Consider the following 14,489-nt stretch of genomic DNA (forward strand, 5'->3'; position numbering starts at 1 on the left):
TCCCCATTCAAAAACTATTACTCAATGATTTTCCATACATAATCTTCTCTACTTGAAGATATATCTGGTTTAACAGGTTCATTATAAACTTCTTCTGCCGATAACATTTCAAAAGAAGGAATAATAGCCCCCTTTTTATATAGCATTACATATTGTCCATCCCAAACATCATTATCTCGCAAAGTTTCATCATTCCGAATAGAATGCCACTCTTCTTTATCTTTTGCCACTTTAATTTCATAGATACTGCTTAATGCTTCATCTATTTTTTCATGATGTAAAATCGCTTCAATAATTTGCACTACTTTTATATCATTAGGAATCGCAATATCTATTTCTTCATTTGATTGTTTTATGTACGTCACAATAATCTCTTCCACGTTTTATTCACCTTTTTCCATCGTGTTGTTACCAAGAAATATCTAAAAATGAAATATCATCGCTTGTCGGCGAGCACTGCGCCCTCTCGATTTCTGCTAAGACTTCCTCAAAATTATACTGCATAAGCGACATAAGCCCGTCTGAATGAATAACCATCCGATTAGCTTCTTCTCTGGATAATGTCTTTGAAAAAACCTCCAATTCGCCACCAATAATGCCACGATGTGTAGACCATCTTTTCTCTATATTTCTCTCAAACTTCATTACATTCAAACAATTCTTCTGCTTTTGAAACAATTGTACAAATGAATCACCATGTGTAACTATTGTTACATATACTTTATCTTCATTTGGAATGAGTTCTATTCTCCCGCCAATAAACATAGCTTCACTACCTTGTTTTCGCTTTTCTTCTAATACATCGCGAAGTAACCACGGTGTTTCTTCTGGCAATCGAAATGCACTCACTTCCTCTGAAGCTTCTTCTATCCAATTATTTAACTGTTCATCTAATAATGTAGGAATATCCTGTCCACTTTCTTGACACGTTTCAAACAAGTTTAATAACTTCATACCAAGAAACTCTGCAGCAATTTCACCGTGGAAAGACATCCCTACACCATCACATAAAACAAATATGAAACTAGTTCCATTATCTTGAAATACTAAGAAATCCTGTCCACTCTCATTTAAATCCTGCGTTTCTTTTGCTCTGACATAGCTATATCGATAAGTAAAATGTTTGCTTTTCTTTTCTTGCAATACCGTTTCTTTCTCTTGCGATAGGATATATTTCACCATACTTCTCCCTCCTATCGAACCGGCGTTGCAGCAGACATTTGAAATCCAAGTGATACTAAATCCGCATTTGTACCAGGAAACATCATCACCGCACCATCTGCAATATGGAAACCATATTCAGTCATCATCTCACGATAGCTTTGAGGGATAGGCGATGAAAGTCTTTGCAACTTTGCACCATACTCATCTGTAATTTCTGTATTTGGCATAATCCCTTGCCACTTCTTTATGCTAGTAATTTGGTCTTGCATAATTTCATCTGAAATAAAAATGTTTTCAATTAGTACATTTCCATCAGGTACAGACATATCCATAATTCTTCGCACAATTAATTCTGGATCTTCACCAGTTGAAGCCCCATCTGTCATATGACAGACAACAGGAGCTGGTCCATCTTGTAAATTTGGTAATTCATTTTGTAATAACTTCTCCACTACAGAGAAAGCTTTTGCTGTATCAGTTAAGCGATGTGTTTGGATTTTTTCTAGCGGACGCAGTCTTGCTACTTCGTCGATTGTTTTCACCCCACCCAATAAATCAAAAACATGATCACTATAGGCTAAAATAGACAATTTATACCTCGGGAGCAAACGACTACCTTTTGTTGAACGGAATACCATTTGGCGAATTGCTAAAGAAAGAGCATCCGTTACAATATCAATTCTTCTTTTGTCTTCTCCCCCTGCATCCATCATTTGATTCATTGATGCGCTTACATCAAGAAGGTAAATTATATACGCTGGTGTTTGTTGTGTTGCTTGTGTTTGATATAGCATGTTTCATACCCTTCCATACATTATTATATGAACTATTTTTATATTCATATTTTATTATAACTTATGAATTTTCTTTTTCTCAATTCATTATAAAATTTTCTTGATATAATTTACATTTTTTCACACAAAAATCCATTATTATCTCCTTTAACTTATGTTGAAATGCATAAAACCCTTCTATAATATAGAAGGGTTTTAATGTTATGGCATAAGACGTGTACAATCTCTCGGAAAAGCGCTCGCCTCTCGTACGTTTGTTAATTCTAAAAGTTTATATACAACCCTTTCTAATCCAATTCCAAAACCGCCATGCGGTGGACAACCATATCGGAATGTATTTAAATAAGATTGAAATTTCTCTGGATGTAATCCTTTTTCTTTAAAAGATGCGAGTAACATTTCATGATTATGAATACGCTGTGCACCTGACGTTATTTCTAATCCTTTATATAATAGATCAAATGAATCCGTTATGGCTTCGTTCTCCTTATTCGGCATTGTATACATCGGTCGCGATTCTTTCGGATAATGTGTAATAAAGACAAATTCACTATTATATGTTTCCTTCACATATTTCCCTAATAACTTTTCACCTTCTGTATCTAAATCCCCAATCGGCGATTCTTTCCGGTATTTATTTTTCAAAATATCTTGTGCTTCTAACAATGTGATTTTAGGAATTTCAGTAATGACAGGTACTTCTATCTGTAATAGTTGTAGTTCTTTCTCGCATGTTTCTCCTACTTGTTGAAACATATATCGTAAAACATCCGTTTCTAATTGCATCACTTCATAAAAATCATTTATAAATCCAAGCTCTACATCTAACGATATATATTCATTTAAATGTCGTGAAGAGTTATGATGTTCCGCCCGGTACACAGGAGCAATTTCAAAAACACGTTCAAGTCCTCCCGCTACCATCATTTGTTTATAAAATTGTGGTGATTGAGCTAAATACGCTTCTTTTTGGAAATATGAAAGCTTAAAAACATTTGCTCCTCCTTCTGCCCCTTGCGAGACAATTTTCGGAGTAAATACACGTGTGAAATCGTTCTCTATTAGAAATTCACTAAAGCTTTGAACGAGTGTAGATTTCACTTTAAAAATCGCAGCGATTCGCTCATGTCTTAATGATAATACCCGCTCATTCAATAGTTGATCTAAGCCAACCTGTAACTTCTTCTTATTTATTTCAAATGGAAGTTGTTCTGCACCATTTAATACTTTCACTTCATGAGCAAGTACTTCAACCCCTAATTCTGTTTTCGTTGTCGTTACTATTTCACCAATTACTTGGACGACACTTTCAACATCAACTTTATATCCAGCTAACTCGTTTTCTAATACACATTGAACAACTCCGGTACGATCCCTTAATAATAAAAAACTAACATTGCCTAGATGACGAATCTTTTTTACCCATCCTTGTAGTAATACAACCTTTCCGCTATGCTCCGTACATTCTCGTGTGAGTGAACGCTTCATTATTTGATCCATTATATTTCCCTCCATTAATTTTATTTTTATTTACGTTATTGTTATTGTTGTTGTCGTCGTCATCATCCACGTTCACTCACCTCCTTTCAAAGAATACAAAAATCCGCCCCTATAAATAGGGACGGATTTTTCCGCGGTACCACCCAAATTGTCATAATGACCATCTTAGTCCTGATAACGGTAGGTACCGTTTGCTTTTACTAATAATCACGTTCAAAGCAACACTCACAGGCGTCTTTCCATCATGCGGTATCGCAATCTTCCCAGCAACCGATTGCTCTCTGTAGACCCTTACATCATGTACTTTTCCTAATCATCACTTTTTATATTTACAGAGTATTCTATCTCTTTATTTTATAAAACGCAAGCTTTTTTAGAAAAATATTGCAATTTCTCACTAAAGAGACCCCTTCTAAAGATATGTAATATGAACATTAAACTCTATACAATTATCATTTGACAGCTTAGAAATATTTTATCTTTCTCAAATTCATCCAATTGCATTTTTCCATTTTATTACATAAAATCTGTATTTCCCACGCATATTATTATTAAAGTTTTATCGGAGGTGTACATATGAAAAAAACAATTAGTTCCTTTCTCCTATTATTATGCATAGTTGTAGTTAATGAAGCATATGCCTATTCACCAAAATCTTTACCAATCTCTCAAAATTCTGATCAATGGCAAGTAAATATTGATGAAGTAAAAAGAACGAGTGAAAAATTGTTGCAACCAAAAAAAGGTGTATTTCAAACATATCATTTCTCTGTAAAAAATCTCGGGAAAAGTGAAGTGTATAATGTACAAGTTGAAGTTTTTCGGAATGAACCAAATACGAAAACAAAGTATGAACTCTTTTCCAGAAAAGAAGGTCGTCTAGCAAGTGGAAAAACTGGATTTGAACATGCTAACTTCCCAGTTTCTACAAAAGCAGATGAGGTTGACGTTATCATTACGTGGCAAGAACATCCTTTCCGCTCTATGCGAAACGGTCAAAAAGTTGAAGCTAGAAAGTTTAAAGAGCATTTTGTTTTTAAAGAAGAAAAATAGTAATTTTGTCGAATCGCTAGTGTATGAAATGAATCGCCAATAAATTTATATTATCACTGATATAATTTAATTTACTAGTACCAGTCCTTGAACAAATTAAAAACGTCGTGGCTTATAAATGCCACGACGTTTTATATTAATTCGTACTAATTCCTCTCGCTGTCCAAATTCGATCAATTTCAGCTGCGTGTTGTCCGCCGTATAAAAGAGCATCTGCTTGCTTAATCGCTTTCGCTCCATCACGGAATTTTGCATTTGGCGTTAATGACCAATGTGATTGTAAAATAATTTTTGTTGCTACATCACGTCCAAAAACTTGCGCCATTTCATATTGACCTTGAGCCCATATTTCCCCGTCATTATGCACTTCATTCGTTATATCTTTCGGATATACTTTATTCGTATCTAATCGGCGTAAGCACGTCGGATCTGAACTAGAATACGCAGTCGCATCCCACTCTCCAATACATGCTTTTCCGTAACCTGTTGTGGATACTGCATCTTCATAAGTAGCACCTAAGAAGTCTCCAAATCCTTCTCCCATCGCTCCACCTTCTGGTGAACTTCCGAAGCCTGGTACTTGATTATCTTGAATAGAATGTCCATATTCATGCGCGATAATGCCCGCATCTTCTGCATCATCTACTCCGCCAGTACCGAAAGTTAAAGCTTTCGTTGATGGTGAATAAAATGAGTTATCATCAGTTGTACCATTTACATTCACTTTAATAGAACGATTATTAATATTGTTAATGCCTAATCCTTGAATGTAACGCTGTAATGTATCAATATGATAATATGACATAACATCTTCAAAACTATCATTTGCACGTGTAAAATTAAATTGTAAGTTTGTAGATTTCGTCTTCGCTTTTGAAGAAATTGTTACATACTCACCAATTAAAAATCCTGTACCATCTAAACCTTTTAACGTAACAGTTTTCAATTGATTCGTTAATGCTGTTGAATCTGCGTCATTATTGTCTTTTAATCCTGTTTTACTACCACTAGATACGACAGGATTAGGTAAAAATACTTTCCCTGTTCCTTCTGCTTTTCGGTTTATATCAACCTTTTTAATTAACTTTCCATTTTCCGCGTCAATAAATGTTTCCCATGCTCCGAAAGGTTTATTCGAATGGACTAAAACTTTGTATACTGGGATAGCTACTCCATCCTCAATAATATATCCAAATTCTTTCTCTGTAGGAGCCCATAGATTTTGCTCACTTTCTCCTCCAACATACGCCATTGATTTTTGTTCAGCATCTTTTTCACTAATCTTATTTGCTATTTCTTTCACACTTTGAACTGCCTGGTAATCAGACACAGCAAGTATTCCTTGTCCCTGTCCATTAAGAGTAACTGTAATTTGTTTTGAAAATACAGGAGCACCATTAACTACTTGTTGGAACCTAACATATGAAGCTACTGATGTTTCTGTTGTAGAAATATATTGTAAGTCTGAAAGGTCCGCCTTCAATCCATATTCCGTAGCATGTCCTTTTAAATATTCAATTGCTTTTTTCTGTGGTGAATAAGCTTCTAGCTTTACTTGCTGTTGTTTTTCCAATGCTGAAACTGTGGAAATTGTCCCCATTACTAATGGTACAGTCATTGCCATTGCCACCATTTTTTTGTTTAACATAAAACCACTCCCCCTAATAAATTGAACCCTTTACCCCATTCCTATAAGGCTATTCCTGTCCACAAGTAACGAAATAAAGTGAATCTACGAGTAATTCTATAAAAACAATTCTATTACCTTTACATTTTGGGTAAGTGAAATTTTCTCAATATTTATGTGTAAAACTAGAAAAATACTGTAGAAATATATTACTCTTTAATTTCATGTCATGGTGATAATTCATTTTCAGTGTTTTATTTAGCGTGTTATGGAGAAAGAAATTTTCTAGAGGTCCTATCGAATGGATTATGAGAAAATTAGCCGGATCATTTCTCTTCATACAAAAAGGAAGTTGGAATGATTCCAACTTCCTTTTCATTTAATTTGCTGGACTCAGTTTGATGCGAACTTTTGTCTCACCTAATGAAAGCTCATCATCTTCTTTCGTTAATGCATGAAACATAAATTGTTTTACGAGTAAATTTTCTTCTAATAACTCTTTATGGTTCGTTAATGTATGCTGCAATTCATCTTCTACATCAAGAGTAACATCAACCCGTAAGTTAACTGGTAAATTCAACTGCTTACGATATTCTTGAACTGCACGAATAAATTCACGTGCTACTCCTTCTTGTAACAATTCTTCCGTTACATTCGTATCTAACATTACCGTATATTGACCGTTAGTCGTATTTGAAAATCCTGATTTCGCAACTTTCTCTACTAATACATCTTCAGCTGTTACAACTACTTCTTCTCCTGGTGCTACTTCGTAAACTGCTCTTTCTGTAGATACAAAGTGTTGTACTTCTTCTTTTGATAATTGTTTTAGCCAGCCATTTACTGCATTCACACTTTTACCAAACTTCGGCCCAGCCGTTTTAAAATTCAGCTTTAATTGATAGGACGTGTATTTCGTTTCATCGAGTTCAACATGGAACGCTTTTACATTTAGCTCATCCATGATGATATCACGATAAGATTCCCAATCCATATCATTTTCATTATGCGCTAGTAATACAAGTTCTGCTAACGGCTGTTTTACTTTTAATGAATGTTGATTACGGTTACTTCTTCCAAGTTCAACAACTTGTAAAACAGCATCCATTTCTGCTTCTAACTCAGGCTGGATAAGTGATTCGTTTACAAACGGATAATCTGCTAAATGAACGCTTCTTCCTTCTAAATTCAGATGAATATCCTCAGCTACAAACGGTGTAAATGGTGCGATTAATTTACTAATTGTTACAAGCACTTCATGAAGCGTTTCATACGCAGCTGCTTTTTCAGGATTCATACCAGATTCCCAGAAACGATTACGTGATCGTCTTACGTACCAGTTACTGACTTCATCTACAAGCGCCGCGATTTCACGAGCTGCATTCGTAAATTGATAATCATCAAGTGCTGTTCTCACTTTTTTCGTTGTGCTATGCAATCTTGATAATACCCATTCATCTAATTTCGTACGTTTAACTTCATACTTTTCTTTCGGATTATACTCATCTAAATTTGCATATAAAACGTAGAAGCTATATACATTGACTAACGTATCTACAAATTTAGATTTTGCTTCCAGTACTGTTCTTTCAGAAAAACGCTTTGCATTCCACGGAGCACTGTCAACAAGTAGAGCCCATCTTAAAGCATCTGCACCAAACTGATTTACTAAATCAACTGGATCTAGTGCATTTCCTTTACTTTTAGACATTTTCTGTCCTTCCTCGTCTAGAACATGCCCTAGTGATAACACTCGTTTATAAGGTACTTTTCCTGTATATAGTGCGGATACTGCTAATAAACTATAAAACCAGCCGCGTGTTTGATCAATTCCCTCTGCAATTACATCTGCTGGAAACTGTTCTTCAAACAACTCTTTATTTTCAAATGGATAATGATATTGCGCAAACGGCATGGAACCACTATCAAACCAAACATCGATTACTTCTGGTGTACGATTCATTGTACTTCCGCATTTTTCACAGCACACTTTTACTTCATCTACATACGGCTTATGCAATTCTAAATCTTCAGGCGTTTCTTTCGTACTATGCTTTCTTAATTCGGCAATGCTTTTCGGTGAGAATTGATGATCGCAGCTTTCACATTCCCATACGTTTAACGGTGTTCCCCAATATCTATTCCGGCTAATATTCCAGTCCACCATGTTTTCTAAAAACTTACCAAACCGTCCATGCTTCATATGGTCTGGATACCACTTAACAGAATCATTATTTCGTAAAAATGTTTCTTTAATCTCAGTTGTTCGGATTAACCAGCTTTCTCCTGCATAATAAAGTAATGGTGAATCACAGCGCCAGCAATGCGGATAGCTATGTTCATATTTTTCTTTATGATATAGCAAACCTTCTTTAGCTAAATAACGAACGATATCAACGTCACAATCTTTTACAAACTTACCTTTAAGAAATGGTACTGCATCCGTATACTCACCTTTCTCATCTACAACATGTAAGAACGACAATCCTTCACTTTGAACGACTTTATAATCGTCCTCCCCATATGCTGGAGCGATATGAACGAGTCCTGTACCACTATCTGCTGTTACAAAATCTGCTGCAATTACGTGGTACCCATTTGTAACTTCCTTCATCGGAAACGGTGCTGTATAAGATGTGTTTACTAATTCTTCGCCTTTATGAACAGATAATACTTCATAGTTTTCTTTTAATACTTCTTGTACACGTTCTTTCGCAACAATGTATACATATCCTTCTTGTTTCGCTTTAACGTATTCCATATTTGGATGTACGGCAAGTGCAACATTCGCTGGAAGTGTCCACGGCGTTGTCGTCCATCCAAGGAAATATTCATTTTCACTATCTTTTACTTTAAACTTAACCGTTGCGCTTAAATCTTTCACTGTTTTATATCCTTGTGCAACTTCATGTGAACTAAGCGATGTTTGACAGCTTGGACAGTATGGAGAAACTCTATGTCCTTTATATAACAAACCTTTTTCATGAATCGTCCCTAAAATATTCCATACACTTTCGATATATGGATTCTCTAGAGTAACGTATGGATCATCCATATCTACCCAATATCCAATGCTCTCCGTAAATTCACGCCACTGCTTCTCATACGTGAATACACTCTCTTTACACTTTTGAATAAATGGCTCAATGCCGTACTCTTCAATCTCATGCTTACCTGAAATACCAAGTTGTTTTTCGACGCCTAATTCTACAGGTAATCCATGTGTATCCCAGCCAGCTTTTCTTAACACTTTATATCCAGCCATCGTTTTATATCTTGCTACTAAATCTTTAATTGCCCGACCAAGTGCATGGCCGACGTGTGGTAAACCGTTCGCCGTTGGTGGTCCTTCATAAAACACAAACGATTGTGCGCCTTCTCTATTCTGAATTGATTGTTCAAAAATGCCCTGTTCGTTCCACTGCTTACGAATACGTGTTTCTCTCCCTACAGCCGACTCTTTTACATCTACTTTCTTCATCTACAATCACTCCTTTGAATGTTTTAAAAGCACACAAAAAACCCGCCCCTATGAAGTAGGGACGGGTTTACCCGCGTTACCACCCTAATTCTATTAGCTTTTCACTAATAGCACTTAGCAACGTACTAACATACGCGTTCTTTGTAACGGTAGACATCCGTCCGAGCTTACTTTATTCAGCCACGGCTCCTCGGAGATGATTTTCAAATAACGTCTGCACACCGGCTTTCAGCAATACACCGGCTCTCTGGAGAACAGCTCACTATTTTACTCTTTCTCGTCTTCAGATTTGTATACTTTATTAAAAGTTATTTTATGCCATTAAACAATTAATTGTCAACTAATTCGAAATATATTTTTATTTATACCCTTTTTCTCTATTCTTATACAATTACTTTTCAAATTCTCGCAATCCTGCTAAATCTTCATCTTCCTCTGCAAGTTCAGCGAAAAATCCTGTTTCATCTTCACGAAGCACAATTTCAAGTTCATCTCTTGCCTCTTCATTTCTGTTTAATGATGTTAAATAACAAGCATGATCGTATCTTGCTAACAAGTCAGTAGCATCAATTGCTAATATTTCACTTGTTATTTTTTCTGCCTTTGTCGTTTGCCCAGCTCTATGATACGAAGATGCTAAAGCAAGAAGAATTGCCGTTTCATTCGGATGATATACAGAAGCGTCTTCTAATAACTGAATCGCGTCCTCAATTCTCTCTTGACTTTGATATATTTCTGCTAAAGCAAGGAATCCTCTACTTACAAATGGTGTTTTCTCAATTAATTGCAAGTAAATTTTTTCGGCTTTTCTTTCTTCACCTAGCTTACATAATACATTCGCTTGTAAAAGAAGAGTATCATAATCATCCGGTAGCTCTCGAACCATTTGTTTCGTTAATTCAAAAGCGTCTCGTAACATATCTTCTTCTTCACACTCAATGAAAAGATTTACAAGTTGCTTCGCTACATCATAATCCCACTTATTTTCTAACGATGTTTGTAAAACCTCTATAGCTTCTTTATTCATCGCCGCATTCTCATAAAATATTGCGAAACGCTGCGCTGCCATACTATTTTTCGGATTTAGCTTTAAGGAGATTTCAAATAAATCAATAATAACTGTAATCATTGAAATTTCCTTCGCACGATTTTTCATACGATAAAATGCTCTTGTAAATATAGATTTTTTCGGTTGCTCATTTTGTTGCCTTTCTACTAATCTTTCGGCAACCGCAGTAGCTGCATACATAAACGCTGTACTTCTTTCTGCTTTTTTCACCTTTAGCGTATGAAGTACGTCTCGTATTTGGGATAATTTTTTATGTTGTTCCATTGCTTTTACGTACACACCAAAAATACGTTCACTTTCCAAATCTTTATGCATTACTTTCAGCGCAACTTCGATTGCTTCTGCATTCTGCTTTTTAACTAGCAATTTCGCATAATGATATAGTACTTCCACATGCGCTTCATCTATTTTCATTGCGCATTCGATATATTCTTTTTCTTTATCTATGTCATTCATCGCGCCAAACACGTATGCAATCGCATCTAAACGCCATGTTTCAGGAACTTCTTCCTCCAATTTTTCTAGTTCAACTAGCAATTCTTCCTGAAGATTCATTTCTACTGAAAGCTGCGCTAAATATTCCATATTTATATGCATTGGTTCTTCTTTCATCGCCTGGACCATATGCTTTTGTTCTTTGGAACGATTCTCTTCTTTTTCGTATATTTCAGCAAGCTGCAAATGTACACCTAAGAAGTTCTTATCCATTTCTAAACATGTTTCATACGCATGCTTCGCTTCTTGAAATTGCCCTAACGCCATGAATGTTTCACCGATACGGAAATACGGCAATGAATCTTGTTTTTTCTTAAGTGCATCATTATACCGTTTTATCGCCTGATCATACTGTCCAATAGATTCATATAAAACACCTGCGTAACAACCGTATTCAATTACATCCTCTTTTTCTTTTTCTAACGTTCTTAAAAATGCTATGCCTCGTTGCACAAAAGCTGTGTCTTTTATTCGATTTACATACTCATCCAACACGCTCGCTATATTAGCGTATACGCTTCGTATACCGTTCTCTAATTTAGAAAGTGCAAGTTTTAACTCTTTTTCATCCTCACCTAATGCCATTTCAGCATCCCATAACACCATACCAGCATTCATAAGGAAATCTTGATTGTCTTCAAATTGCTTATTAATACTGACAATATAGTTTTTTGCATCCTTATATTGTTCCTTTGCCATATAAACTTGAATTAAACCGAAATGAGAATATACATCTTCATTATTTTCTTCTAAAGAACGCTTATATATAGTTTCCGCTTCTTCAAGTTCATCATTTTGAAAATGAAAATCTCCTAAACGAACATATAAAGACGCCTGATCTTCACAATTTTGAATTCCTTGTAATAGAATTTCCTTCGTATTTTTCTCATCATCCAAATCCGATTCATAGATTTCCGAAAGCTTCGTATATAAATAGGCTGCTGTTTTATCTAATTGAATCGCCACTTTAAGTCCTTTTACCGCCAAATACACTTTCCCTAAATACTGAGCACATCTTGCACGTTCATACCATATGTGCGCTTCATATTTATATTCTTTTAATAAATCATTAAAGAATCCATATGCTTCTTCATATCGTTCTAAATCTATTAAAATTAAACCGTGATTTACAAGTGTAAACCTTTCTGGACTACGTTCTATAGCTGTTAGAGAATACTCTAGCCCCTTTTCGGATTGATCCATATACATGTATGATAATGCTAAGAAACTCCACGCAACTGGTTGATCTGCATCCAATTGTAATGATGAACGAAAACTAGCAATCGATTCTGCATAATTATCTTGCTCAAAAGAATAACGTCCATTTATAAAATGATACAACGCCTGATTGCTTTTCTTCTCCACACTTTGAAGCATCTGTCCTGCTTTTTCCATATCCTGCAGACGAATAAAACACTGTGCACTATGCAATTTCACAAAGTCAGAGCTCGGAAACTTTTTCATTAATTTTTCTATACAAAACTGAATAAAATCTTTATCTACTTCAGCATCTAAATGTTTAATCGTATATAACCAAGTGTTTGGATTTTCACTTGTTTCTTTTAAAAATAGTACTAATTTTTCAATTCCCTCTTTATCTTGCTCACCTAAATGATCTGTAAGAGAAAAGATTGTTTTATAATAAGTGTGTTCTTCCTCATTTAAAAATGAAAGTTGTTCCATTCTATCTTTTGGTATAAACGTAATAGCTAAACAATCTGTATAACGATATTTTTCTTGCAACTTATCATATTCCACAAGAATCGGTTCCAAGAAATTCGGATCTTGAATATAAAAAGCTTGCAGTACATCGTCATAACCAGAAAGCACTTGTACATGGGAAGCGTGCTCAATATCTATACTTAATAAAACGGGAATACCTTGATTGAGTAATCTCTTATAATTTTCCTCATTCCCTTGAAAATAACGATATTCGTAACCTTGCTCTTCTATATATGTAACTGTATCTGAAAACTTAGAACCTGTTACATCAAAAATATGTTGTGCAATTTCATCTTGCGTACGTTTTTCTCCCCATACCCCTAACATCATTTCCAAACTTGTCGGAACGCAATAGTTATCCTTTTGTACAACCGGAACTATCGGTAAACGAACCTTTTTTCCATCAGGATTTTTTTCTATATGATGATATAGAGAATTTTTCAAACTCTTTTCACTTTTCAATAGTGCTTGCAAATCGTGAATATTATTCATTTTATAAAATGCTTCTGCACGTAAATGTATAAAATAAGTTGTATATGCATGATGCGGAAGCATATGATTGATTTTATCTATTACCGCTAACATTTCTTCATAGCGCTCTAAATCTAATAAATATTTTACTTTTTCAAAATAGAAATATGGTACTTGAGGGAACTTTGCAATCGCATCATTAATGAGTTGTAACGCTCGCTGCTGTTCACCTTTATATGCATATAATTGCGCCAATAAGTACGTAGCTAACTCTTCACAATCTTTATGCTGCTGACCGGATAAAAGTTGTTCCTCTGCCTTCTCCCACTCACCAGTCTGTATATATAAGTAACCCCATTTATCAAAAACTGCACGCGTACTATGCTTTTCCGCCTTTTGCATATAGGCATAGGCCTCTTCATTTCGCTTCATATCTAGCAAACATCTAACTAACGTAAAGTATGCTTTCGTTAAAACATCCGCATCAGTTTCCTCTTCATTTACCTTTTCCAAGGAATCTTTTAATAATTGTTCAGCATCAAGGATTTTACGCTCATCAATTAATTCATCACAATATAAAGAGAGCGTTCTCATATTTGGGAATTTTTTATAAGTATAACGAATTAAAAAGGAGCTATATTGATGCATCAAACCTTCATCAGCAAGACGAATTAATGTATCAAACTCCTTAGCTGACGAGACGTTAGAAATCCATTTCTTCACGTATGATAACTTATTCGTTTCTTTTATATGCGCAATTTCATTATTTATCTCATGTAATCCATCTAGGAATCTCTTTTCTTTCAAACAAATCTCTAATTGCTTAAAATCTAGCATGCATTCACCTCAAATTATTATTTATACTGCCATTTGCAAGCAGTATTCTAACCTACTTGCTTAGATTTTACACATCATATAGTATGCATTCAACTAAAACCTCATATAATGAACGATATTATTTAATATTATTCAAGTTTATAACTAAATATCTTAAAAACATTGATTTTTATGGGAATTTTGTTCAATTTGATGAAATATCATGTGTTATTAGAACATCGATTTTATCCTCTTTTTTAAGGCTTCATTCAGTGGATGAAATTATATTAACGATTT

General features: G+C 34.9%; 8 protein-coding genes, 1 pseudogene and 2 other annotated features. Of the genes and pseudogenes, 2 read left to right on the forward strand and 7 right to left on the reverse strand.

The genetic code is table 11. The features are described from left to right. Positions 1-17: 17 nt before the first annotated feature. The 4 genes from MKX66_RS08990 to aspS form a co-directional block, all read right to left on the reverse strand. Complete coding sequence (locus MKX66_RS08990) at positions 18-380, reverse strand: hypothetical protein (RefSeq protein WP_012260834.1); 363 nt, start codon at positions 378-380, stop codon at positions 18-20. Between the two features lie 28 nt (positions 381-408). Then, the gene (locus tag MKX66_RS08995) at positions 409-1,182 is read right to left on the reverse strand and encodes a hypothetical protein (protein ID WP_341085950.1); all 774 of its coding nucleotides are present in this window, start codon (positions 1,180-1,182) and stop codon (positions 409-411) included. 11 nt (positions 1,183-1,193) lie between these two features. Further along, entirely contained in the window at positions 1,194-1,958 is a 765-nt protein-coding gene (locus tag MKX66_RS09000) for a vWA domain-containing protein (protein ID WP_002031626.1), read from the reverse strand. Between the two features lie 201 nt (positions 1,959-2,159). Next, positions 2,160-3,458: an aspartate--tRNA(Asn) ligase gene (aspS, locus tag MKX66_RS09005; protein ID WP_098634950.1), complete on the reverse strand. Its 1,299-nt coding sequence runs from the start codon at positions 3,456-3,458 to the stop codon at positions 2,160-2,162. Positions 3,459-3,572: 114 nt separating this feature from the next. Then, positions 3,573-3,784: a binding site (T-box leader), on the reverse strand. Between the two features lie 250 nt (positions 3,785-4,034). Here aspS and MKX66_RS09010 point away from each other — a divergent pair. Continuing rightward, the gene (locus MKX66_RS09010; RefSeq protein WP_341085951.1) at positions 4,035-4,511 is read left to right on the forward strand and encodes a hypothetical protein; all 477 of its coding nucleotides are present in this window, start codon (positions 4,035-4,037) and stop codon (positions 4,509-4,511) included. A 136-nt stretch (positions 4,512-4,647) separates the two neighbouring features. Here MKX66_RS09010 and MKX66_RS09015 read toward each other — a convergent pair whose 3' ends face one another. Beyond that, complete coding sequence (locus MKX66_RS09015; protein WP_063219642.1) at positions 4,648-6,159, reverse strand: M36 family metallopeptidase; 1,512 nt, start codon at positions 6,157-6,159, stop codon at positions 4,648-4,650. A 218-nt stretch (positions 6,160-6,377) separates the two neighbouring features. Here MKX66_RS09015 and MKX66_RS09020 point away from each other — a divergent pair. Further along, positions 6,378-6,521: pseudogene (locus tag MKX66_RS09020) on the forward strand (DUF418 domain-containing protein); the annotation flags it as partial. Here the strand turns inward: MKX66_RS09020 and ileS are convergent. Next, entirely contained in the window at positions 6,518-9,619 is a 3,102-nt protein-coding gene (gene ileS / locus MKX66_RS09025) for an isoleucine--tRNA ligase (RefSeq protein WP_215591198.1), read from the reverse strand. The pseudogene MKX66_RS09020 and the gene ileS overlap by 4 nt on opposite strands. A 54-nt stretch (positions 9,620-9,673) precedes the next feature. After that, positions 9,674-9,912, reverse strand: a binding site (T-box leader). 98 nt (positions 9,913-10,010) lie between these two features. Further along, positions 10,011-14,213 carry a tetratricopeptide repeat protein gene (locus tag MKX66_RS09030; RefSeq protein WP_341085953.1) on the reverse strand — a complete coding sequence of 1,401 codons (4,203 nt, stop codon included), beginning with the start codon at positions 14,211-14,213 and terminating at the stop codon, positions 10,011-10,013. Positions 14,214-14,489 lie beyond the last annotated feature (276 nt).

It is taken from the genome of Bacillus sp. FSL R9-9530 (assembly GCF_038008145.1).
GTDB classification, from domain to species: Bacteria; Bacillota; Bacilli; order Bacillales; family Bacillaceae_G; genus Bacillus_A; species Bacillus_A mycoides.

Bases quoted from the DNA above. Each gene is read 5' to 3' on its own strand.
- aspS (WP_098634950.1), bottom strand. From the start codon at position 3,458: ATGGATCAAATAATGAAGCGTTCACTCACACGAGAATGTACGGAGCAT.
- MKX66_RS09030 (WP_341085953.1), bottom strand. From the start codon at position 14,213: ATGCTAGATTTTAAGCAATTAGAGATTTGTTTGAAAGAAAAGAGATTC.
- MKX66_RS09015 (WP_063219642.1), bottom strand. From the start codon at position 6,159: ATGTTAAACAAAAAAATGGTGGCAATGGCAATGACTGTACCATTAGTA.
- MKX66_RS09000 (WP_002031626.1), bottom strand. From the start codon at position 1,958: ATGCTATATCAAACACAAGCAACACAACAAACACCAGCGTATATAATT.
- MKX66_RS08995 (WP_341085950.1), bottom strand. From the start codon at position 1,182: ATGGTGAAATATATCCTATCGCAAGAGAAAGAAACGGTATTGCAAGAA.
- ileS (WP_215591198.1), bottom strand. From the start codon at position 9,619: ATGAAGAAAGTAGATGTAAAAGAGTCGGCTGTAGGGAGAGAAACACGT.
- MKX66_RS09010 (WP_341085951.1), top strand. From the start codon at position 4,035: ATGAAAAAAACAATTAGTTCCTTTCTCCTATTATTATGCATAGTTGTA.